Origin of the sequence: Thermus thermamylovorans, assembly GCF_004307015.1 — a bacterium.
Classification (GTDB): Bacteria; Deinococcota; Deinococci; order Deinococcales; family Thermaceae; genus Thermus; species Thermus thermamylovorans.
Genome location: NZ_SIJL01000010.1, coordinates 25,641 through 45,075, shown reverse-complemented (window position 1 = coordinate 45,075; position 19,435 = coordinate 25,641). Strand labels below are relative to the sequence as shown.

At 72.9% G+C, this 19,435-nt stretch carries 25 protein-coding genes; 6 read left to right on the top strand and 19 right to left on the bottom strand.

Annotated features, from left to right (window positions below; all coding sequences use genetic code 11):
- Positions 1-14: 14 nt before the first annotated feature.
- On the top strand, positions 15-791 hold the full coding sequence (gene thiD / locus ETP66_RS08475) for a bifunctional hydroxymethylpyrimidine kinase/phosphomethylpyrimidine kinase (protein ID WP_130842205.1): 777 nt from the start codon (positions 15-17) through the stop codon (positions 789-791).
- On the opposite strand, the gene ETP66_RS08470 is transcribed toward thiD, so the two are convergent.
- Positions 775-2,706, bottom strand: a complete 1,932-nt coding sequence (locus ETP66_RS08470; RefSeq protein ID WP_130842204.1) for a cobyric acid synthase — start codon at positions 2,704-2,706, stop codon at positions 775-777. The two genes, thiD and ETP66_RS08470, sit on opposite strands and share 17 nt — an antisense overlap.
- Positions 2,707-2,883: 177 nt before the next feature.
- Here ETP66_RS08470 and ETP66_RS11940 point away from each other — a divergent pair, with 177 nt between their 5' ends.
- Positions 2,884-3,891 carry a hypothetical protein gene (locus ETP66_RS11940; protein WP_161569075.1) on the top strand — a complete coding sequence of 336 codons (1,008 nt, stop codon included), beginning with the start codon at positions 2,884-2,886 and terminating at the stop codon, positions 3,889-3,891.
- On the opposite strand, the gene ETP66_RS08460 is transcribed toward ETP66_RS11940, so the two are convergent.
- From ETP66_RS08460 to dnaX, 7 genes are all read right to left on the bottom strand, one after another.
- A complete protein-coding gene (locus ETP66_RS08460) occupies positions 3,888-4,214 on the bottom strand; it encodes a NifB/NifX family molybdenum-iron cluster-binding protein (protein WP_130842203.1) in 327 nt (108 codons plus the stop codon). The genes ETP66_RS11940 and ETP66_RS08460 overlap by 4 nt on opposite strands.
- Before the next feature lie 29 nt (positions 4,215-4,243).
- The gene (gene moaC / locus ETP66_RS08455) at positions 4,244-4,717 is read right to left on the bottom strand and encodes a cyclic pyranopterin monophosphate synthase MoaC (RefSeq protein WP_130842202.1); all 474 of its coding nucleotides are present in this window, start codon (positions 4,715-4,717) and stop codon (positions 4,244-4,246) included.
- Positions 4,718-4,760: 43 nt separating this feature from the next.
- Complete coding sequence (locus tag ETP66_RS08450; RefSeq protein WP_130842201.1) at positions 4,761-5,675, bottom strand: 2-oxoacid:ferredoxin oxidoreductase subunit beta; 915 nt, start codon at positions 5,673-5,675, stop codon at positions 4,761-4,763.
- 1 nt (position 5,676) lies between these two features.
- On the bottom strand, positions 5,677-7,530 hold the full coding sequence (locus ETP66_RS08445) for a 2-oxoacid:acceptor oxidoreductase subunit alpha (RefSeq protein ID WP_130842200.1): 1,854 nt from the start codon (positions 7,528-7,530) through the stop codon (positions 5,677-5,679).
- Positions 7,531-7,603: 73 nt separating this feature from the next.
- Positions 7,604-8,113, bottom strand: coding sequence for an HD domain-containing protein (locus ETP66_RS08440; protein ID WP_236630170.1), 510 nt, complete (start codon positions 8,111-8,113; stop codon positions 7,604-7,606).
- 2 nt (positions 8,114-8,115) lie between these two features.
- A complete protein-coding gene (locus tag ETP66_RS08435; protein ID WP_130842199.1) occupies positions 8,116-8,397 on the bottom strand; it encodes a metal-sensitive transcriptional regulator in 282 nt (93 codons plus the stop codon).
- Between the two features lie 7 nt (positions 8,398-8,404).
- On the bottom strand, positions 8,405-10,087 hold the full coding sequence (gene dnaX / locus ETP66_RS08430) for a DNA polymerase III subunit gamma/tau (RefSeq protein WP_130842198.1): 1,683 nt from the start codon (positions 10,085-10,087) through the stop codon (positions 8,405-8,407).
- 17 nt (positions 10,088-10,104) lie between these two features.
- On the opposite strand from dnaX, the gene ETP66_RS08425 reads away from it, so the two are divergent.
- Positions 10,105-10,596 (top strand): hypothetical protein, encoded by a 492-nt coding sequence (locus tag ETP66_RS08425; RefSeq protein ID WP_130842197.1) that lies wholly within the window; start codon positions 10,105-10,107, stop codon positions 10,594-10,596.
- Positions 10,589-11,359, top strand: a complete 771-nt coding sequence (gene argB, locus ETP66_RS08420) for an acetylglutamate kinase (protein ID WP_130842196.1) — start codon at positions 10,589-10,591, stop codon at positions 11,357-11,359. Before ETP66_RS08425 ends, argB begins: the two co-directional genes overlap by 8 nt.
- On the opposite strand, the gene ETP66_RS08415 is transcribed toward argB, so the two are convergent.
- From ETP66_RS08415 to ETP66_RS08370, 10 genes are read right to left on the bottom strand one after another with little or no spacing between them, the layout of a single operon-like run.
- Positions 11,325-11,825, bottom strand: a complete 501-nt coding sequence (locus tag ETP66_RS08415; RefSeq protein ID WP_130842195.1) for a type 1 glutamine amidotransferase domain-containing protein — start codon at positions 11,823-11,825, stop codon at positions 11,325-11,327. The two genes, argB and ETP66_RS08415, sit on opposite strands and share 35 nt — an antisense overlap.
- A complete protein-coding gene (locus ETP66_RS08410) occupies positions 11,788-12,258 on the bottom strand; it encodes an NUDIX hydrolase (protein ID WP_130842194.1) in 471 nt (156 codons plus the stop codon). Before ETP66_RS08410 ends, ETP66_RS08415 begins: the two co-directional genes overlap by 38 nt.
- Before the next feature lie 29 nt (positions 12,259-12,287).
- On the bottom strand, positions 12,288-12,884 hold the full coding sequence (locus ETP66_RS08405; RefSeq protein WP_130842193.1) for a MazG family protein: 597 nt from the start codon (positions 12,882-12,884) through the stop codon (positions 12,288-12,290).
- Positions 12,859-13,302, bottom strand: coding sequence for a hypothetical protein (locus tag ETP66_RS08400; protein WP_130842192.1), 444 nt, complete (start codon positions 13,300-13,302; stop codon positions 12,859-12,861). The genes ETP66_RS08405 and ETP66_RS08400 overlap by 26 nt, the downstream gene beginning before the upstream one ends.
- Entirely contained in the window at positions 13,302-13,649 is a 348-nt protein-coding gene (locus tag ETP66_RS08395) for a YbjQ family protein (protein WP_130842191.1), read from the bottom strand. Before ETP66_RS08395 ends, ETP66_RS08400 begins: the two co-directional genes overlap by 1 nt.
- 1 nt (position 13,650) lies before the next feature.
- Positions 13,651-14,400 carry a hypothetical protein gene (locus ETP66_RS08390; RefSeq protein ID WP_130842190.1) on the bottom strand — a complete coding sequence of 250 codons (750 nt, stop codon included), beginning with the start codon at positions 14,398-14,400 and terminating at the stop codon, positions 13,651-13,653.
- The gene (locus ETP66_RS08385; RefSeq protein WP_130842189.1) at positions 14,397-14,912 is read right to left on the bottom strand and encodes a nitrous oxide reductase accessory protein NosL; all 516 of its coding nucleotides are present in this window, start codon (positions 14,910-14,912) and stop codon (positions 14,397-14,399) included. Before ETP66_RS08385 ends, ETP66_RS08390 begins: the two co-directional genes overlap by 4 nt.
- 3 nt (positions 14,913-14,915) lie before the next feature.
- Positions 14,916-15,611, bottom strand: a complete 696-nt coding sequence (locus tag ETP66_RS12415) for a nitrous oxide reductase accessory protein NosL (protein WP_130842188.1) — start codon at positions 15,609-15,611, stop codon at positions 14,916-14,918.
- Positions 15,595-16,272 (bottom strand): ABC transporter ATP-binding protein, encoded by a 678-nt coding sequence (locus ETP66_RS08375; RefSeq protein ID WP_236630168.1) that lies wholly within the window; start codon positions 16,270-16,272, stop codon positions 15,595-15,597. Before ETP66_RS08375 ends, ETP66_RS12415 begins: the two co-directional genes overlap by 17 nt.
- Positions 16,251-17,441, bottom strand: coding sequence for a right-handed parallel beta-helix repeat-containing protein (locus tag ETP66_RS08370; protein WP_130842187.1), 1,191 nt, complete (start codon positions 17,439-17,441; stop codon positions 16,251-16,253). Before ETP66_RS08370 ends, ETP66_RS08375 begins: the two co-directional genes overlap by 22 nt.
- A gap of 139 nt (positions 17,442-17,580) precedes the next feature.
- On the opposite strand from ETP66_RS08370, the gene ETP66_RS08365 reads away from it, so the two are divergent.
- Entirely contained in the window at positions 17,581-17,964 is a 384-nt protein-coding gene (locus tag ETP66_RS08365) for a copper chaperone PCu(A)C (protein ID WP_201738514.1), read from the top strand.
- Positions 17,961-18,560: an SCO family protein gene (locus tag ETP66_RS08360; protein WP_130842185.1), complete on the top strand. Its 600-nt coding sequence runs from the start codon at positions 17,961-17,963 to the stop codon at positions 18,558-18,560. Before ETP66_RS08365 ends, ETP66_RS08360 begins: the two co-directional genes overlap by 4 nt.
- A 46-nt stretch (positions 18,561-18,606) precedes the next feature.
- Here ETP66_RS08360 and ETP66_RS08355 read toward each other — a convergent pair whose 3' ends face one another.
- Entirely contained in the window at positions 18,607-19,410 is an 804-nt protein-coding gene (locus ETP66_RS08355; RefSeq protein ID WP_130842184.1) for a ZIP family metal transporter, read from the bottom strand.
- Positions 19,411-19,435: the final 25 nt, after the last annotated feature.

Below are 19,435 nucleotides of genomic sequence, written 5' to 3'. Positions count from 1 at the left end.
GCCCGAGGTGAGGCATGCAGGTAGCGCTTACCATCGCCGGCTCCGACTCCGGGGGCGGGGCCGGGGTGCAGGCGGACCTTAAGACCTTCTTCCGCTTCGGGGTCTATGGGGCCAGCGCCCTCACCCTGGTCACCGCCCAAAACACCCTGGGAGTGCAACGGGTGGAACTCCTACCTCCTGACCTGGTTTATGCCCAGATCCAAAGCGTGGCGGACGACCTCCCCATCCACGCCGCCAAGACGGGGGCTTTGGGCAACGGGGCCATCGTGGAGGCTGTGGCCGAGGCGGTGGCCCGCCACGGGATCGCGCCCTTGGTGGTGGACCCGGTGATGGTGGCTAAAAGCGGGGATCCCCTCCTGGCGCCCGAGGCGGTCCGGGCCCTGAAGGAAAGGCTCTTCCCCCTGGCCACCCTTATCACCCCCAACCGCCTCGAGGCCGAGGCCCTCCTGCAAGGCCCCATACGCACCCCAAAGGAGGCAGAGGAGGCCGCCTGGGCCCTTCTGGAGCTGGGCCCCCGGGCCGTCCTCCTCAAGGGGGGGCACCTGGAGGGGGAGGAGGCGGTGGACCTCCTGGCCACCGCCGAAGGGGTCCGGGCCTTCCGCGCCCCCCGGGTGCGGACCCGCAACACCCACGGCACCGGCTGCACCCTCTCCGCGGCCATCGCCGCCCTCTTGGCCCTGGGGAAGCCCCTGGGGGAGGCGGTGGGGGAGGCCAAGGCCTACCTGACCCGGGCCCTGGAGACCGCTCCCGGCCTGGGGCACGGCCACGGCCCCCTCAACCACTTCGCCTAGGGGGGAGGGGCAGGGGCCTTCCCGCCACCAGGAGGTAGGCCTCCTCCGCCCCTTCCGCCAGGAGGGCGTTCACCTGGCCCAGGAGGTCCCGGTAACGCCGGGCCAGGGGGTGGGCGGGGACGATGCCCATCCCCACCTCGTTGCTCACGGCAATCACCCGCTTGCCGCTCTTCCGCACCGCCTCCAGGAAGCGCCCGGCCTCCGCCAGGGGGTCCAGCCCCCCTTCCAGGAGGTTGGCCACCCAGAGGGTGAGGCAGTCCACCACCACCGTGGGGTGGCGGGCCCGGCGGAGGGCCCCGGCCAGGTCCCGGGGCTCCTCCAGGGTCTCCCAGGTGGGGGGGCGCTCCGCCCGGTGGCGGGCGATGCGCTCGGCCATCTCCTCGTCCCGGGCCTCCGCGGTGGCGATGAGGGTGGCGAAGGGGCCGGCCAAGCGCTGGGCGAAGCGGCTCTTGCCGCTTTTCGCCCCGCCCAGGAGGAGGACCAGCCCGGGCGGGGGCGGGGGGTCGGGGCTCGAGGGACCCCCCTCGAGGGCCACCCCTCCCCCCCGGACGAGGCCCAGGGCCCGGTGGAGGTGCCCCAGGTCCAGGTGCGCCTCCACGGCGTCCGCCAGCCCCTCCAGGGCCGCCTCCAGCCCCCGGGCCTCCCGGCCGAAGAGGGCCCGCTGCACGGCGGGGTCCTCCAGGAGGCCGTGGAGCCAGGTGGCGAGGAGGGGTCCCTCCTGGTGGAGGAGGGGCAGGCCCTGCCCGTGGTGGATCTCGTACCCCTCCGCCTCCAGGCCGTTCAGCCTCCCCCAGAAGCCCTCCAGCCCCTCCAGGCGCACCCGCCTCCGCCGCACCGTCTTCTCCCGCGCCATGCGCACCCGGAAGGGGAGGAGGCCCAGGCCGGGGAAGACCCCCCTTTCCTCCACCCCTTCCTCGTCCACCAGGAGCTCGGAGAGCATCTCCGCCCCGCCGCAGACCGCCAGGAGGGGCTTGCCTCTTTGCGTGTGTTCCCGGATCAGGGGGAGGAAGCCGCGGAGCCAGGGGAGGTCCCGGGCCGGGAGGCGGCTTCCGGGGAGGATCAGGAGGTCGGCCCCCTCGGCCTCCTCCGGCGTTCGGGCGTACAGGGGGCGGGCGAGCTCGGAAAGGGGCCAGAACTCGTCCAGGTTGGCCGCGTGGGGGTAGCGGAGGACGGCCACCTTGGGGCCCTCCCCTGTCCGGGGCCGGTAGCGGAAGCCGTCCTCCTCGGGGAGGTCCAGGGGGAGGAGGGGCAGGGTGCCCAGGACCGGCACCCCCGTCCAGCCCCGGAGGAGGCCGTAGGCGGGCTCCAGGAGGGAGAGGTCCCCCCGGAACTTGTTGAGGACGAAGCCCACAAGCCGCTCCCGGTGCTCCCCCAAAAGGGCCCAGGTGCCGAAGAGGGCCCCCAGGGAGCCCCCTTGGTCCACGTCCGCCACCAGGAGGGCCCGGGCGTCCGCCCAGGCTGCCGCCTGGAGGTTGGGGAGGTCGGGCCAGAGGTTGCGCTCCACTGGGCTGCCCGCCCCCTCGAGGACCAGGAGGTCGTACTCCCGCAAAAGCCCCTCCAGGGCCTCCCGCACCGGGGCCAGGAGGTGGGGCCGCCGCTCCCGCCAGGGGAGGCGGGAGAGCCTGGGGTCCACCTGGCCCAGGACCACCACCTGGCTCCCCCGCTCCCCGAAGGGCTTGACGAGCACCGGGTTCATCCGCGGGTCGGGGGGGACGCCCGCCGCCAGGGCCTGGAGCCACTGGGCGCTGGCCATCTCCCCCCCGGCCACCACCCGGGCGTGGTTGGACATGTTCTGGGCCTTGAAGGGGGCCGCCCGGAGGCCCAGGCGGCGGAAGTGGCGGAGAAGTCCCGCGGTGAGGAAGCTTTTCCCCACCCCACTTCCCGTGCCCCAGACCGCCAGGGCCCTCGCCCGCACCCGCCACCCCCTACGGTCCCAGTCTAAGCGCCCTCCGCGGCCCGCGCCACGGCGGGGGCCTCAGGGGCACGGGCAGGCGGCTTCCGCCTCTGACCCGCGGGGCGGCCTTAGCCTGCGGGCAGGGAGACCGTGGTCCCGGGCGGGACCCGGCCCCGCCTCCGGGGCCATAATGGGGCCATGGCCCCGGGCTTCCACCGCCGCTACGCGGGGCGGCTGGCCTGGCGCTACCGCCTCCTCCTGGCCTCGGGCCTGGCCCTCCCCGGCCTCCTCCACCCCCCCTTGGCCCTGGCCTCCCTCCTGGCCCTCCTCCTCCCCGCCCGCCTCTTCGAGGGCCCGGCCCTGCGGGCCATCGCCCGGCAGACCCTGGCCTACCCCACGGCCCTGGCCTACGGGGAGGAGCGGCTTTGGGCCGAGGTGCGCAAGGCCCCTCTGGCGCTTCCCTCCTTCCCCCAGGGCCTCCTCCTCCTCTACCTGGTCCTCCTCCTCCTGGTCCTCGTCCTCGCCGCCTGGCGAGCCGGGACGGTGGGGGGGAGCCAGGCGGCCCCTCCCGGGGTGGAGCGTCCGGCGGACCCCAGGCGGGGGGACGGGGAGGCGGCCCCCGCCGGGGAGCCCCTTGACGGGGGGCGAGGGGAGGCCCTCCCCGGGGAGGCCCAGCCCGCTCCCCAAGGGGCGGAGGGGGAGTTGGGGGCCTTCCCTCCCCCCCCTGGGGAGGGCGGGGAGGCCGTGTCCCCGGGGGCAGGGGAGGCCCAAGCCCCCCCCTCGGACCTCGAGGCCGCCCCCGGGGAGGGGGTTTCCCGGGACGGGGAGCCGGCCCCGGGGCCGGGAGGGGCCGGAACCCCCCCGGGGGCCGGGGAGGAGGGGACCCCGGGGGAAGGCCGGACCGGGGGCCCGGGAGGGGAAGGGGTTCCCGAGGGACCCTCCCCCTTGCCGGGGGGGGCGGGCCCCCCACCCCTCTTCGGGGAGGGGCCGGCCCTGCCTCCCCTTCCCCTGCCCCCGGGGGAGGGGGTGGGGCTCCTGGAACCGGGCGCGGGGGAGGGGCTCGGGGAGCTCCCCGCCCCCTGGGCCGGGGGCCAGCCCCCGGAACGGGTGCGCCGGGGGGTGGAGGTCTACCTGGAGCGCACCCCTCTATCCCCTGAGGCGCGGGAGCTCCTCCGGCGCTACTTCCTGGAGGGGGGGAGGCCTTAGGGGGTCCCCCGTCCCCGGATCCGCTCCAGGGCCTCGGCCACCTTCACCGGGCCCACCTCGAGGCGGTCCGCCATGGGGAAGGCCCCCAGGCTCCCCCCGTGGCCGAAGCGGGCCCCCACCCGCAGGTCCACATCCTTGAGGAGCTCCCGCATGAGCGCGTGCTTGTTTCCCCCCTCCATGGCCGCGTAGGGGTTGGCCCGCACCTCCAGAAGGCGGAAGCCCTCCCCCTCCACCTGGTAGATGGCGAAGCGGGGGGCGTGGCCGAAGGGCCCGGGGTAGACCCTTCCCTCGTCGTCCTTGGACAGGGCGATGGCGATGCGCATGGCCCCAGGATACATCCCGCCTCCCCGGCCTACCCCTCCCGCCGCCACTCCCCGCTCTTCCCCCCCGCCTTGTGGAGGAGGCGCAGCCCGGAGATGGTGAGGCCCTTGGAGGCCGCCTTCAGCATGTCGTAGACGGTGAGGGCGGCCACGGCGCAGGCGGTGAGGGCCTCCATCTCCACCCCGGTCTCCGCCTTGGTTCGCACCGTGGCCTCGAGGCGTACCCGCCTCGCTTCCCGGAGGAGCTCCGCCCGCACCTCCACCCCGGTGAGGGGCAGGGGGTGGCAGAGGGGGATGAGGTCGGCGGTGCGCTTGGCCCCCAGGATCCCCGCCAGCTGGGCCACCAGGAGGGGGTCCCCCTTGCCCACCCCGCCCCCTTCCAGGGCCAGGAAGGCCTCTTCCGTGAGCTCCACAAAGGCCTCCGCGGTGGCGGTGCGGAGAGTGGCGGGCTTTTCCGAAACGTCCACCATCTGGGGCCGACCGTCCTTGAAGTGGGTGAGGTCCATGCCCCCAGTGTAGGGCTTGCCGCGGGGGGCCGCGGGGGCGGCGCTAGAGGGCGAACTCCCGGAGGAGCCCCTCCAGGTCCAGGGCCTCCCGCTGGCCCAGGGCGGGGTAGACCCCGGGGTAGCGGGGGAGGTAGGCCTGGAGGCGCTCCTCGAAGGTGGGTGCCTCCGCCCGCCAGAAGACCCCCACGGGGATCCGCTCCCCCCACTCCGCGGCCTTCGCCTGGAAGAGGGCCATCTTCCCGTCCAGCTCCTCGGGGGAAAGCCCCTCGGGCACGTAGGGGTCGTAGCCCTCCTCCTGGAGCCGGTAGAGGCGGGGAGCGAACCACTCCTTGGTGTGCAGGTCGTTGTAGGTGGGGCAGGGCTGGAGGACGTGGAGGAAGGCCAGGCCCCGGTGGAGGATCCCCTCCTTGATGAGCTCCTTCAGGCCCTTCACGTCGTAGGCGTAGCCCCGCCCGATCCAGGTGTAGCCCGCGGCGAAGGCCAGGAGGAGGGGATTGATGCGCCCCTGGGGGTTGGGCTTGGGGAGGCTTTTGGTCTTCTCTCCGAAGCCCAGGGTGGGCCCCGCCTGCCCCTTGGTGAGGCCGTAGACCTCGTTGTCGTAGAGGATGTACAGCATGTCCACGTTCCTGCGGCCTGCGGCCACGAAGTGCCCGGCCCCGATCCCTAGGCCGTCCCCGTCCCCCCCCACCGCCACCACCGTGAGGTGGGGGTGGGCCAGCTTGGCCCCCTGGGCGATGGGGAGCACGCGGCCGTGCAGGGTGTGGACCCCGTAGACGTTGAGGTAGTGGGGGGTCTTGGCCGAGCAGCCGATCCCGGAGAAGACCACGGTCCGGCTGGGGTCTTTCTTCAGCTCGAAGAGGGCCATCTGCAGGGCGGAGAGGATGCCGAAGTCCCCGCAGCCGGGGCACCAGTCGGGGTTCTTCTCCGCCTTGTAGTCGGCAGGCTTGAGTTCCAGCATTCTAGACTCCTTTCCTGAGGACCAGGCGCTCCGGCGCCTCTTTCGTCAGCACCGCCCGTAGGGCCTCCACCGCCTCGTCCAGGGTGATGGGGCGGCCGTTGTACTTCACCACCCGGTGGTGCACCCTCTGGAGGGTCTCCTGCTGCACCAAATCGGCGAGCTGCCCGGAGTAGTTGTGCTCCACGGTGACGAGCCGCTTCCCCTCCAGGAGGGGGGCGATCTCGGGGAAGGGCCAGAGGAGCCGGAGGTGCAGGTAACCCACCCCAGGGAGGCTTTCCAGGGCTTCCAGGAGGGTCCCCTTCACCGTGCCGAAGCCCAGGACCAGGACCTCCCCGTCCCGGAAGAGGGTGTACTGGTCCTCTTGGGGGATCTCCTTCCGGGCGGTTTGGAGCTTTTGCATGCGCTTTTCCATCTGTGCCTCACGCACCACGGGATCCTCGGTGATGTGGCCCACCTCGTCGTGTTCGTCGGAGGTCATCCAGTAGAAGCTCCCCGGGGTGCCCAGGGGGGCGAAGGGGGAGATGCCGTCGGGGGCCATTGCGTAGCGGGGGAAGGGCTCGGGCCGGCCCTCCCGGCCTGGGAAGCGCCGCTCTCCGTTCAAGGAAAGGGGCTTTAGGGCCTCCTTGGGCAGGCTCTGGGCCATGGAGGCCAGAAACTTGTCCAAAAGGTGCACCACCACCGTCTGGTAGCGCCAGGCCCAGGCCAGGGCCTTCTGGGCGTCCAGGAAGGCGTCCTCGATGTCCCCGGAGGCCAGGACCAGCCGGGGGTACTCCCCGTGCCCGCCCCTTAGGGCGAACTGGAGGTCCCCCTGCTCCGTGCGGGTAGGCAACCCCGTGCTGGGCCCGCCCCGCTGGTAAAGGGTCACCACCAGAGGGGCCTCCAGCATCCCGGCGAAGCCCATCCCCTCGGCCATGAGGCTGAAGCCGGGGCCGCTGGTGGCGGTGGCCGCCCTGGCCCCGGTGAGGGCGGCGCCAATGGCCATGGTCACCGCGGCGATCTCGTCCTCGGTCTGGACCACGGCCACGTCCGCCCCTTGGAAGGCGGTGTGGGCCTCCAGGTACACCGACTCGTCGGTGGCCGGGCTGATGGGGTAGTAGGTCTGGAAGCGGAGCCCCCCGGCCAGCTTCCCCAAGGCGGCCGCCTGGGCCCCCGTGAGGTAGACCCGGCCCGGCTCGTAGCCATTCAGGGAGAGCTGGGAGGGGAGCCTGGGGACCTCCTCCCGGTAGACCGCCTTGGCCACCTCCTGGTTGAGCTCCAGCACCTTGCCCCGGAACTGATGGGCCAGGGCCTCCAGAAGGGGCTCCAGGGGAAAGTCCAAAAGGCGCAGGCTCGCGGCCACGGCGATGGTGTTGAGGGTGCGCCGGGCCTGGAGGGAGGGCACCCCGAGCTCCCCCCCGATCCGGTCCGCCACCTCCTCAAAGGGGTAGGGCAGGGGCTGGACCCCCGCCTCCACGTAGGCCTGCAGGACCTCCTTGAGGCTCGGGTCCAGCTTGCCGAAGCGCTCCGCGAGGGCCTCCGCCGCCCGGTGGTCCAGCATGGGGAGCTTGTGGACCGTGAGGTCCAGGGCCCTGGGGTCGTAGAGGAGGGCTCCGCCAGGGCGCACCTCCCCCAGGTGCCGGGCCAGGGTCTCCCCGTCCAGGGCCACCAGGAAGTCCACCTTCTCCCGAAAGGCCCCCACGGGTTTTCGCGAGAGGCGCACGTCTAGGTAGGAGTGCCGCCCCATGATGTTGGAGTGGTACTCCCGCTTGGTGGCCACCCACCAGCCGCCCTTGGCCACCGCCCGGGCGAAGAGGGTGGCCGCGGTCTCGATCCCGCCCCCTTGGGGGCCACCGACGCGCCAGGTGAACTCCTGCATAGGGTCCTCCTTGCTTCTCCGATTACCCTACCCCAAAGGGGGGCGGTTGGCTAGGGGCGTTTGCCCAAAGGGGCTACTCCTCCCGGTCCGCCCGGTGGAGGCGCTCGCCCCAGAGGCTTTGCGGCCGGTGGTGCTCCAGGACCAGGGCCCGCACCTCAGGGTCCTCTATGCGCTCCGCGGCGTAGAGGGGATGGTGGCGCCGCACCTGGAAGGCCCCGAGGAGCCCCCGCCGCAGGGGGTAGGGGGGGAGGGGAGGGGCGTAGAGGCCGGTGAGCACCCGCTCCAGGGGGCGGTAGGGCCTTAGGGCCTTGCCCGCGTCGTGCAGGAGGGCGGCCCGCACCGCGTAGGCCGGGGCCTCCGGGTGGTCCCGCAGGAGCCTCCGGGCCACCCGCACCCCGTGGGCCCGGTCCCGGGGGTCCATGGAGAGGTACAGGGCCCGCTCCTCCCCCTGCAGGAAGGCCAGGGCGAAGGCGTCGTCCGGCCTCTCCCAGCGGGGGAAGAGGGCGCGAAGGAGGCGGAGGAGCCGCCCCTGAAACCCCCCGGCCCGCCTCTGCGGCAGGCCCTTGGCCTTCGCCCCTTCCAAGGCTAGATGAACTTCTTCAGCATGGTGGCGATCTCCTCGGGCTTCTTGGGGTCCACCTTGCCCTCGGAGACCTCGGCGGCGCACACGTTCAGGAACTCGTGGAGGATCAGGGTGGCCGCCGCCTCCATGGCCTTCTTGGTGGCGGTCATCTGGGTGAGGACCTCGTCGCAAGGGCGGCCCTCGGCCACCATCTTCTGCAGGCCCCGCACCTGGCCTTCGATGCGCCTCAGCCGCTTGAGGATGTTCTCCACGGTCTCCTGCCCCAGCTCGGTGGTCTTGGTCATGGGGGCATTATATACCACTACCCCCTATTTCGTCCTCGCTCACGGGTTCCTCGGGTTCGGTAGCCCTGGGCCTGCGCACCCAAAGGAGCCTGGCCCCAAGACGCCGGGCGATCTCCCCCAGGCGCTGGCCGGGATCCGCTACCCCCCCCTGGGGATCCTCCTCTTCGGCGGGGGAGGCTGCCATTCCCCAAGGGGGGGGAGGGGGTAGCGGGGCCTCCGGGGGAACCGGGCGGGAGGCGGGGGGGCTAGGGTCCGGGCTTTTTTTTTCCAGGACGAAGGCGATCTCCGCCACCCCGAAGTGGGCCTGGGCCAGGGGCATGAGAGCCGCCTTCTGCTCCGCGGCCTTCTTGTGGTGGAAGGCCTTGTCCTCGGGGAAGCGGAGCATCAGGACCCCCCCCTCCACCTGGGGCCGGGCTTCCCGCACGAAGGCCCGCAGGGTGGGCCTCAGGCCCTCCAGGAAGCTCCGGAAGCGGGCGGGGAGGTCGGTTTCGGGAGGGGGTACCGCCTGCGCTTCCGGGTCCGGGTGGCGGGGCGGGCTCTCCCCGAGGGGATTTTGGGGGGCCCGTGGGGGCGCAGGCTCCCTTGGGTCGCCCAGGGGCGGCAGGGGGGCCTCCAGGCCGCCGGGCGGGGGGCCCGGGTGGGTGAGGCCTGGGGTGCCCGCGGGGGGCTGGGCCCGGGCGGAAGCCTCCAGGAGGGCGGCCTCCAGGGCGAGGAGGTCGGAGCGCCGGGCGAGCCGCTCCAGGGCCTCGTCCAGGGAGGTGAGGGCGTGGAGGAGGGCCTCAGGGGGGGCGGGCAGGGCCCTTCCCGGGAGGCCGTAGGCGGCGTAAAGGGCTTCCCGCAGGACCTCCATGAGCCCCCCCACCAGGCTCCGGGGGGCGAACCCCTCCCCGTGGAGCCTCCTGGCCCCCTCCAGGGCCTCCCCCAGGCGGCCCCCTAGGAGGCTTTCCGCAAGCCCCCAGAGGGCCTCCTGGGGGGGGAGGCCCAGGGCCCCTTCCGCCTTCTCCCGGGTCAGGGGGCCCTCCAGGAGGAGGAGGCGGTCCAGGAGGCTTTCCGCATCCCGCATGGCCCCGTCCGCCAGCCGGGCCAGGAGGCGGAGGGCCTCCTCCTCGGCCTCCCGCCCGAGCCCCTCCAGGATCCGCCTCAGCTTCCCCGCGATCTCCTTCTCGGTGAGGCGGCGGAAACGGTAGTGCTGGGTGCGGGAGAGGACCGTGGGGGGCATGCGCTCGGGTTCGGTGGTGGCGAAGACGAAGAGGACGTGGGGCGGGGGCTCCTCCAGGGTCTTGAGGAGGGCGTTGAAGGCGCTTTTGGAGAGCATGTGGGCCTCGTCCAGGATAAAGACCCTCCTGGGGGCGGCGAGGGGCGCGAGCTGGATGCGCTCGCGGAGCTCCCGCACGTCCTCCACGGAGTTGTTGCTGGCGGCGTCGATCTCCACCACGTCGGGGTGGGCTCCCCGCTGCACCGCCCGGCAGTGGGGGCAGACCCCGCAAGGGGCCTCCTCCCCCTGGCACCCCACGGCCATGGCCAGGAGCCTGGCGGTGGTGGTCTTCCCCACCCCCCGGGGCCCGGAGAAGAGGTAGGCCTGGGCCAGCCGCCCCTCGCGGATGGCCCGCGCCAGGGGCTCCTTCACATGCTCCTGGCCCACCACCTCGGCGAAGGTCAGGGGGCGCACCCGGCGGTAGAGGGCGCTCACAAGGGCTAGTATAGGGCGTGGTGCGGAGCTTCCTCTCCTTCCACGCCGAGGCCCCCCTGGAGGAGGCCCTGGCCTTCGCCCGCGCCCGCGCGGGGGGCGCGGGGGTGTACCTGGTCCCGGATCCCCCGTGGGTGAGCCTCTACCACGAGGCCCTCGAGGCCCAGGAGGACCCGGGGGCCATCCGGGGGTTTTTGCGGGAACTCTCCCGCTTGGGGCGGGCCCTGGCCTTTTTGGTCCTGGCGGAGGAGGACCTCCTCTTCCTCCTGGCGGAAGGGGGCCGGGTGCGGGCGGAGCTGAGGCGGGGTCCGGAGCTGGGGGAGGCCCTGTGGGGCCCCGAGGACCTCCTCCCCCTGCTGGAGGCGGCCCAGGCCATGCCCCCCCTGAGCGCCGTCCGGGCCCTGGCGGCCCCCTTCGGCCTCCACCCCGACCACGCCGCCTTGGGCTTCCTGGACCTCCTCGAGGCCGAGGAGGAGGAAGGCCTGCCCGAGGAGGTGGTCTACCTTGAGTGAAGCGCTCTTGGTGAAGGTGGGAGGAAGCCTAAGGGGGGCCGAAGCCCTGCTGGACGAGCTTTCGGGCTACCCCGGCCCCCTGGTCCTGGTCCACGGGGGCGGCCCGGAGATCGGGGCCCTCCTGGAGCGGCTCGGCTTCCAAAGCCGCTTCGTGGAAGGGCTCAGGGTTACCCCCGAGGAGCAGCTGGAGGCGGTGGAGATGGCCCTCTACCTCACGGGCAAGCGCCTGGCGGAGGGGCTTTCCCGAAGGGGAAGGAAGGCGGTGGCCCTCTCGGGCCGGGACGCCCTTTGCCTCCGGGGCCAGGCCCTCCCGGGGCTGGGCCGGGTGGGGGAGGTGGTGGGGGTTGAGGCCGGGCTCCTCCTGGACCTGCTGGCGGGGGGCTACACCCCCCTCCTCGCCCCCATCGCCCTGGACGAGGCGGGCCCGCTGAACGTGAACGCGGACACCGCCGCGGGGGCGGTGGCCGGGGCCCTCCGGTGGCCTGCCGTCTTCCTCACCGATGTGGAGGGGGTTCTGGAGGACCCCCAGGACCCCAGGACCCGCCTCCCCCGCCTGACCCCCGAGGGGGTGGAGGCCCTGAAGGCCCGGGGGGTGGTCCGGGGGGGGATGCTCCCCAAGGTGGCGGCGGCCCTCAGGGCCTTGGCGGCCGGGGCCCCCTGGGCGGCCATCGCCAAGGGGGAGCGGGGTGTGCTGGGACGGGTGCTTTCCGGGGAGGCGGGGACCCGCTTCACCCCTGGAGAAGCTCCAGAAAAGCCCGCATGAACCCGGGGAGGTCCTGGGGGCCCTGGGCGGTGACCAGGTTTCCGTCCACCACCACCCCCTCTTCCCGGTAAAGCCCCCCGGCGTTTGTGAGGTCGTCCCGGATGGAGCGGAAGCCCGTGACCCGCCTTCCTCGCACGAGCCCGGCACTGATCAAGACCCAGCCCGCGTGGCAGATGGCCCCGAGGGGCTTCCCCTCCCCCGCCACCCGCCGCACCAGGGAGAGCACCTCCGGGCTCCGGCGCAGGTAGTCCGGGGCGAAGCCCCCGGGGATGAGGAGGCCCCCAAGCTCCGGGGCCTCCTTGGCGCTCAGATCCGCCTTCCAGGCAAAGCCCGACTTGGCCCGGTACTCCCTGGCCTCCGGCCCTATGACCAGGGGCCGGTACCCCGCCTCCTGCACCCGGTAGTAGGGGTAGAGGAACTCCCGCTCGTCAAAGAGGTCCGCCAAGAGAATCCCGATGCGCTCCACGCCACACCTCCAGGAACTCCTTCAGGATATTCCCCGTCACCCCCCAGATGTCCACCCCCCGCCAGGGGAAGTGCCACACCGTGCGGCCCAGGCGCACCTCGCTCCAGGGGGCCACCCCCAGGAGCTCCTCGAGGGGGGCCAGGAGGACCTCGGCCACCTCCTCCGGGCTGGGCCTTAGGGGGGGGAGGTCTTCCCGGTAGACCACCACCGGCTGGACCAGGAAGCCCTGGGGGGAGAGGGTGGAGGAGAGGAAGCCCAAAGGTTCCAGCCCCGAAAGGCCCACCTCCTCCGCCGCCTCCCGCAGGGCCGCCTCCACGGGCGTCTCCCCCGGCTCCACCACCCCCCCGGGGAAGCTCACCTGCCCCGCGTGGGTGGGGAGGTGGGGGCTCCGCCGGGTAAAGAGGAGGCTTTCCCCCAGGAGGGGCACGGCCACCGCCGCCAGGCGGAAGCCCTCGGGGAGGGCTAGCCCTCCCGGCAGGCCCTGAGGGAGCGCCTTCTTAAGGCGCTCTCGGGGTCCAGGCCCCGCTCGGCGAAAAGCCCTACCAGCTGCCAAAGCGCCTCCTCCAGGTCCCCCCGCTCCAGCGCGGCCCTCAACCCCGCCTCACTCCCCTTTTCCACCCCCTTCTTCTGCAGCTCGTAGGCCCGGAGGAGGGTGGGGAGGGTTTTGGGCAGGCCGCAAGGGGCTTCCCTTTTCCCTTCCTCCGCCTTCAGGGCCTCCCAGCGCCCCTTCACCTCCTCCGGGGTGTCCGCCTTGGCCCCGCCGAACACGTGGGGGTGGCGGCGGATGAGCTTCTCCACGATGCGGCGCTCCACGTCCCCGTAGGTGAAACGCCCCTCCTCCTCGGCGATGACGCTGTGGAAGGCCACCTGCAGGAGCACGTCCCCCAGCTCCTCGGCCATCTCCGCCGGGTTTCCCCGGAGGAGGGCGTCCGCGGCCTCGGAGGCTTCCTCCAGGAGGTAGGGCACCAGGCTCTCGTGGGTCTGGGCCCGGTCCCAAGGGCACCCTCCAGGGCCCCGCAGGCGGCGCATCACCTCAAGCAGCCGTTCCATGCCCCCTATTCTCCCGCAGGAGGAGGCCGCCGAGGAGGGAGAGGCCCACCAGGAGGAGGCTTAGGGGGTCCAGGGGGGCGGGCTCCAGCCGCCAGCCCACGGGCCCCGGGGTGGGCAGGCCGGTGGTGCGGGTGAGGAGGAAGAGGAGAAGGAGGGTGCCCACCAGGCCCCGCCCCACCCGGAGCCACCCCGGGCCCAGGCGCACCTCCAAGAGGGGGAGGAGAAGAAGGGAGAGCCCGTAGCCCAGCTGGGCCGCCAGGAGGAACATGAAGAGGACCCCGTACCAGAAGCCCGCGGGCTGCTGGTCCAGGGGCAGGTCCCTCCCGGCGAACATGTCCCCGCAAAGCCCCCCGCCCAGGGGGGTTTCCCCGAAGCCCAGGAGCTGCAGGAAGAAAGGGAGGGCGAGGAAAAAGGCGGCAAGCCGCACTAGGGGCGCTCCCTCAGGGCTTCTAGGCGCACGGCGGTGCCGTAGGCCAGGATCTCCGCCGCCCCCGCCATGACCCCCGCGGTGGCGTAGCGCACCCCCAGCACGGCGTGGGCCCCAAGCCGCCGGGCCTCCTCCAGCAGCCGCCTTTCCGCCTCCTCCCGGGCTTCCCTCAGCATCTCCGCGTACTCGGGGATCTCCCCTCCCACCAGGGTTCGGAGGCCCGCCAGGAGGTCCTTACCCAGGTGCTTGGCCCGCACCGCGCTGCCCTTGACCACCCCCAGCACCTGGACCACCCGGTGGCCGGGCACCTCGTCCAAGGTGGTGAGCAGGATCTCCACAGGTCCCATCCTACCGGTCCCGCCGGGCGAAGACCAGGCCGCCGAGAAGCGCCAAGGCCAGAGCGAGGAGGGAGAGGTGGGCGAACCCCAAGAGGGGTCCCACCTCCCCCAGCCTTTCCGCCACCAGGTAGCCCACGGGCCCGGTGAGCACCGGGGCGTCCAGGCCCGCAAGGAGCCCCACCCGGTGGGTCTCCTGGGGGTTCAGGAGGAGGGCCAGGGTGAAGAAGCCCTCCAGGGGGTAGTCCTTGAGGCGCACCGCCAGGGCCACCACCAGGGGGCCGTAGAGGACGTTCAGCAGGCCGAAGAGGGCGAAACCCAGGCCCAAGACCCGCCTTTCCTCCAGGAGGAGGGCGGAAAGCAGGGCGGCAAGCCCCAGCCAGAAGGCCAGCACCCCTGTCCCCGAGAGGAGGAGCCAGAGGAGGGCCTTCCCGGAAAGCCCCAAGACCCCCGCCCCCAGCAGGAGGCCCAGGGCCAGGGGCAGACCGAGGCCCAGGAAAACCCCCAGCGCCCCCAGCAAGAACCCCCGGAAGGGGCGGAGGGGCAGGCCCAGGAGGAAGGCCCACTCCTCCCTCGAGGCCAATAGGGGCACCCCCAGGGCCAGGACCAGGGGGGGGAGGAGGAGGAGGAGCCCGGAGTACAGCCCCACCAGCCCCACCCCCTCCCCCCGGCCCAGGAAGCCCAGGGCCAGGAGGGGGGGTAGGACCAGGGGGCCCAGGGCCCAAGGGTTGCGCCAGACCTCCTTCAGGAAGAGGGCGGTCATGGGACCTTGGGGGGTGGGGGGAGGAAGTCGGCGGGCACCCAGGTGCGCCCCTCCCCCTCCTTCAGGGCCTCCACCCAGGTGAGGACCCGCCCCCCCGCCCGCTCGGGCCGGGCCCGGAGGTGCTCTGCCAGGGCCTGCCTGTCGGCGAAGACCAGGAGGCCCGAGCCCATGGGGGTCCGGATCCGGGGGTGGTGGTAGAGGAGGGCCCTTTCTGCGGCCACCCAGCGGGGGGCGGTGCGGGTGCTCCCCCCGAAGTCCGCCAGGTAGACCTCCCGGGCGCTGAGGGAGGGCCCCCCCCAGCCGTTCAGCTGGTCCAGGAGGCAGGCGGGGTCGTCGTAGAAGAAGGCCCGCCCCTGGGGATTCACCGCCTGGGCGGCGTGGCGGGCGTCCAGAACGGTCATGAAGCAGTAGGGGCAGGCCTCCACCCCCACCCTAAGGGCCCGGGGGGCGGCCAGGGCCCGGCCCAGAAAGGCCACCCCTAAAAGGCCGAGGAGAAGCTCGCGTCGCCGCATGGCCTAGTGCCCGTGGTGCCCTTCCCCTTCCTCCAGAAGCCCCGCGTGCCGGGCCAGGAGGGCCACCAGGTTCATCTCCGGCAGAGGGGCCAGGTCCAGGAGGGTCTGGAAGTCCAGGAGCCGCTGGCGGCCGTGGGCCTCCCGGTGCCGCTCCGCAAACGCCCGGGCCTGGGCAGGGTCGGCGAAGGCCACCAGCCTGGCGTTCATCACCACCATCATCCGCTCCCCCCAGTAGAAGGTGGCCTGGCGGGCGGGCACCAGGCGGGCCGTCTCCTGGGGCCGGGCGGGGTCGTAGCCCCCCCGGTCGGTCACGTGGAAGGTGGCCCCCTCCCCGTCCCCAAGGCCGTGGACCCAGGCGTAGTTCACCATGCAGGCGATGCTCTCGAAGTGCAGGGCCTCCACGGTCTGCTTGGGGTCGTGGGGAGCAGGACGGGGCCGCTCAAAGGCGATCTGGCTGTAGGTCTGCTCGAAGAAGCCCTGGGGGAAGGTGCGCCCCCGCCACTGCCCCTCGGGGGTCTTGAGGGGCATGTCGCAGAAGGCGCACCGCCCGTCCTCCCAGGGGGTGGTCCTGGCGGAAACCAGGCTCCCCCCCCGAGGGGAGGCTATCCCCCCGTGGCCGTGGCCCCCATGCTGGGCCAAGGCGGGCCCCGCCAGGACCAGGCCCCCTAGAACCTTGAGCACCTCACGCCGGTTCCTCATAGAGCACCTCCATCAGCCAAGGGACGCGCTCGTCCCCAGGGCCCAAAACCAGTTCGGGGGGGCCCTCTTCCACCAGCTGCCCGCCCCGCAGGAGCGCCAGCCGGTCCGCCCGCCGGGCCTCCTCCACGTGGTGCAGGGCTAGGAGGACCACCCCCTCCCGCTTGGCCTCCACCCAGGCCCAGAACCGCTCCCGCCCCCTGGGGTCCAAGGCGGCGGTGGGCTCGTCCAGGAGCCAGATGGGGGGGTCCCCCATAAGGGCCGCCGCCAGGGCCAGGCGCTGGCGCTGCCCCCCGGAGAGGAGGCCCACGGGCCGGTGCAGGAGCCCCTCCAGCCCCATGCGCCCCGCCGCCTCCTCCAGGGCCTCCCGGCCCAAGCCCTTGGCCCGCCTCGCCCCTTCCAGGACCTCGCGGGCCTTGAGATGGGGGAAAAGCCTGGGGCTTTGCGGGAGGTAGGCCCTAAGGGGGAGGGCCCGGGGGTCGCGGGGGGGATAGCCCAGGAGCCGGGCCTCCCCGCCGTCGGGCCGGAGGCGCCCGGCGAGGAGGGCGAGGAGGGTGCTTTTCCCCGCCCCGTTGGGGCCCAGGAGGCCCACCACCCCCCCTCGGACCTCGAGGCTCACCCCGAGGAGCCGCCCCGCCTTCCTCAGGCCCTGAGCCGCCACCACAGCCAGCCTCCCAAAAGCCCGAGGGCGAGCCAGGGCCCCGCCAGGGGAGCTTCCCGCGGCAGCCTCTCGGCCGCGGGGTCGGCCAGGGCCACCGTCCGCAACCCCGGCACCTGCCCCTCCACCCCCTCCCAGAGGATCACCCCCGGGGAGAGGGCGAAGAGGGAAAGCTCCGGCTGCCGGGCGAGGAGCAGGGCAAAGGAGCCCGTGGGCAGGTGGGGGACGGGGAGGCCTGAGGCCCGGTCGTAGCGGTTGCCCCGCACCTCGACCTTGGCCTCGGGGTCGTCCACCAGGAGGTCGTAGAGGTTGCCCAAGAAGGCGTTCCCCTCCACGGAGGCCGAATTCCCCCCCCGCTCCCGGGTGATCCGCAAGGCGGTGCCGTTTTCCGCAAAGCCGTTCCCCGCCACCCGCACCCCCTCGGCGTCCATGAGCACCAGGCCGAGGGTGTTGCCCAGGAAGCGGTTGGCCTCGGCCACGCTCCCCCTTTCGTCCTGGAGGAGGAGGCCGTAGGCCACGGGGGCGCGGTGGCCCAGGAGGAGGTTCCCCACCACCCGGTTCTGCGCCCCGTGCATCACCGCGTTGCCGATGCCGTTGTGGAGGCTCCGGTTACCCTCCACCACCACTTCCCAGGAGAACATCACGTGGAAACCGTAGCGGCCGTTGCCCTCCAGGAGGTTGTCCCGGATGACCATCCCCGGGCTGTACTCCACGTAGATCCCCTCCACAAAACCCTGGAGGTGGCTCCCCTCTACCCGCGCCCCCGGGCTGCTGTAGACCAGGACCCCGGGGGACTCCCCCAGGCCCACCGCCTTCAGGTCGCGGATCACCGCCCCTGGGGAGTCCTCCATCCGCACCGCCGTGGGGGCCCCCTCCACCACCACCCCCTCCACCAGGCACCCCTCGCACCCCTGGAGGTAGATGGCGGCGTCGGGTTCGAAGAAGTCGTCCTCCGGCCCCGCCCCCACCACCTTGAGGCCCCGCACCCGGATCCCGGGGGCCAGGAGGGCGAGGGTGTGGCCCTCCCTGCCCCGGAGCACCGCCCCCTCCCCTTCCACCTGGAGGCCGGGGGTGGTGAGGACCAGGGGGCCTTCCACCTCCCCTTGGAGGCGCAGCTCGGGGGCGGCCAGGCCAAAGACGGCCAGGAGAGGGAGAAGGCCCCAGAAGGGTCGCATCCTCCTCAGGGTAGGTCCGGGGCCAGGGACATTCGTACTTTCGGGAAGGCCCCCCTGGGGGAAAGTACATTTGTCCCACCCCCCCTGCTACCCTGAGGGTGTGAGGCCCCTCTTCTTCCCCCTCCTCGCCCTCCTGGCCATGGCCGCGGCCCAGCCCGTGGCCACAGGGGGCTGGGTGCGTCTGGTCCCCCCCGTGGTGCGGGATACCGCCGCCTACCTCACCCTGGAGAACCGGGGCAGGGCCCCCTTGCGCCTGGTGGGGGGGGAGACCCCGGTGGCCGAGCGGGTTTCCATCCACCAGGAGCACCGGGAGCACCGGGGGGGGCACGTGGTCCTGGGGATGCGCCCCCTGCCCCACCTGGACATCCCCCCAGGGGGGCGGGTGGAGTTCCGCCCCGGGCGCTACCACCTGATGCTGGAGGGTCTCAGGCGCCCCCTGCAGGCGGGAGAAAGGGTGGAGATCGTCCTCAAGTTCCAGGACGGCACCCGGCTTAGGGTGGTCCTTCCCGTGGAGATGCGATGAGGCGGAAAGCGCTTTGGCCCATGCTCGCCCTTCTGGCCCTGGTGGCCGTGGCCTACCTCCTGCTTCCCAAGGGTTCCCCCACCTTTTACGGCACCCGTCTCCTGAACCCCCGCCCCGTGGACTTCACCCTAGAGGGCGCGGGGGGCCCCGTGCGCCTCGCCGACCTGGAGGACAAGGTGGTCCCCATCTTCTTCGGCTTCGTCCACTGCCCCGACGTCTGCCCCACCACCATGCTGGCCCTCAGGCGGGCCTACCAGGCCCTGAGCCCCCAGGAGCAGGAGCGGGTCCAGGTGGTCTTCATCAGCGTGGACCCCGAGCGGGACACCCCCGAGATCGCCCAGCGCTACGCCGAGGCCTTCCACGAGCGCTTTTTGGGCCTCTCGGGAACCCCCGAGGCCATCCGCGAGGTGGCCCAGCGCTTTGGGGTCTACTACCAGAAAACCCAGTACCGGGGACCCCTGGACTACCAGGTGGACCACACCGCCACCACCTTCGTGGTCCGGGAGGGCAGGCTCACCCTCCTCTATAGCCCCGACAAGGTCGAGGCCACCGACCGGGTGGTGGCCGACCTCCGGGCCCTCCTGCGGGGGTTCTGACGCTGCCCCGCCCTAAGGGCCCGGGGAAGGGGATGGGGGAGGGGCCTCAGCCCTCCAGGGTGAGGTCCAGGGCCATGATCAGGAGGAAGCCGGCCACCGCCATCCAGGTGGCGAGGCGCTTGCTCCCGTTGCCCTGGGCCGAGGGGATGATCTCCTCCACCACCACGAAGACCATCACCCCGGCGGCCAAGGCCAAGAGGTAGGGGAGGCTGGGCACCACCGCGGCCACCAGCAGGGCTCCCAGCACCGCGCCGATGGGCTCCACGATGGCCGAGAGCTGGCCGTAAAACCACGCCACCGCGGGCCTGGCCCCCTCCCGGCGCAGGGGAAAGGCCACCGCCATTCCCTCGGGGACGTTGTGCAGGCCGATGGCCAGGGCCAGGGCGATGGCCCCGCCCAGGGTGATGGCCTCGCTGAGGCCTAAGGCGGCGGCCCCGAAGGCCACCCCCAGGCCGAGCCCCTCGGGGAGGTTGTGCATGGCGATGGCCAGGACCAGGAGGAGGGCCAGGCGGCGGTTGCCTCGCTCCCCCAGGGAGCGCACCAGGGGCCGGAAGAGGCGGAGGCCCACGGCGTAGCGGTCCAGGAGGACCACCAGGAGGGCCCCGGCCAAAAAGCCCAGGCCCACGGGCACCCAGGCCAACCCGCCCCAGCTCTCCTCCGCGCTCTCCAGGGCGGGGGCCAGAAGGCCGAAGAAGCTCGCCGCCAGCATGGCCCCGGCGGCCAGGCCCAACATCCCGTCCAGGAAGCGCTGGTTGGGGTTGCGCACCAGGAAGACCAGGGCCGCCCCCAAGGCGGTGAAGGCCCAGGTGAAGAGCCCGGCCAGGAGGGCGTAGAGGACGTGGGCTTCCATAACCCCAATTTTAGGCTAACCTAAA

What these genes read in the sequence shown, in the direction of transcription:
- thiD (WP_130842205.1), top strand. Translation starts at nt 15, where the DNA reads ATGCAGGTAGCGCTTACCATCGCCGGCTCCGACTCCGGGGGCGGGGCC.
- ETP66_RS11940 (WP_161569075.1), top strand. Translation starts at nt 2,884, where the DNA reads ATGGCCCCGGGCTTCCACCGCCGCTACGCGGGGCGGCTGGCCTGGCGC.
- ETP66_RS08460 (WP_130842203.1), bottom strand. Translation starts at nt 4,214, where the DNA reads ATGCGCATCGCCATCGCCCTGTCCAAGGACGACGAGGGAAGGGTCTAC.
- moaC (WP_130842202.1), bottom strand. Translation starts at nt 4,717, where the DNA reads ATGGACCTCACCCACTTCAAGGACGGTCGGCCCCAGATGGTGGACGTT.
- ETP66_RS08450 (WP_130842201.1), bottom strand. Translation starts at nt 5,675, where the DNA reads ATGCTGGAACTCAAGCCTGCCGACTACAAGGCGGAGAAGAACCCCGAC.
- ETP66_RS08445 (WP_130842200.1), bottom strand. Translation starts at nt 7,530, where the DNA reads ATGCAGGAGTTCACCTGGCGCGTCGGTGGCCCCCAAGGGGGCGGGATC.
- ETP66_RS08435 (WP_130842199.1), bottom strand. Translation starts at nt 8,397, where the DNA reads ATGACCAAGACCACCGAGCTGGGGCAGGAGACCGTGGAGAACATCCTC.
- ETP66_RS08395 (WP_130842191.1), bottom strand. Translation starts at nt 13,649, where the DNA reads ATGGGACCTGTGGAGATCCTGCTCACCACCTTGGACGAGGTGCCCGGC.
- ETP66_RS08390 (WP_130842190.1), bottom strand. Translation starts at nt 14,400, where the DNA reads ATGACCGCCCTCTTCCTGAAGGAGGTCTGGCGCAACCCTTGGGCCCTG.
- ETP66_RS08385 (WP_130842189.1), bottom strand. Translation starts at nt 14,912, where the DNA reads ATGCGGCGACGCGAGCTTCTCCTCGGCCTTTTAGGGGTGGCCTTTCTG.
- ETP66_RS12415 (WP_130842188.1), bottom strand. Translation starts at nt 15,611, where the DNA reads ATGAGGAACCGGCGTGAGGTGCTCAAGGTTCTAGGGGGCCTGGTCCTG.
- ETP66_RS08370 (WP_130842187.1), bottom strand. Translation starts at nt 17,441, where the DNA reads ATGCGACCCTTCTGGGGCCTTCTCCCTCTCCTGGCCGTCTTTGGCCTG.
- ETP66_RS08365 (WP_201738514.1), top strand. Translation starts at nt 17,581, where the DNA reads ATGGCCGCGGCCCAGCCCGTGGCCACAGGGGGCTGGGTGCGTCTGGTC.
- ETP66_RS08360 (WP_130842185.1), top strand. Translation starts at nt 17,961, where the DNA reads ATGAGGCGGAAAGCGCTTTGGCCCATGCTCGCCCTTCTGGCCCTGGTG.
- ETP66_RS08355 (WP_130842184.1), bottom strand. Translation starts at nt 19,410, where the DNA reads ATGGAAGCCCACGTCCTCTACGCCCTCCTGGCCGGGCTCTTCACCTGG.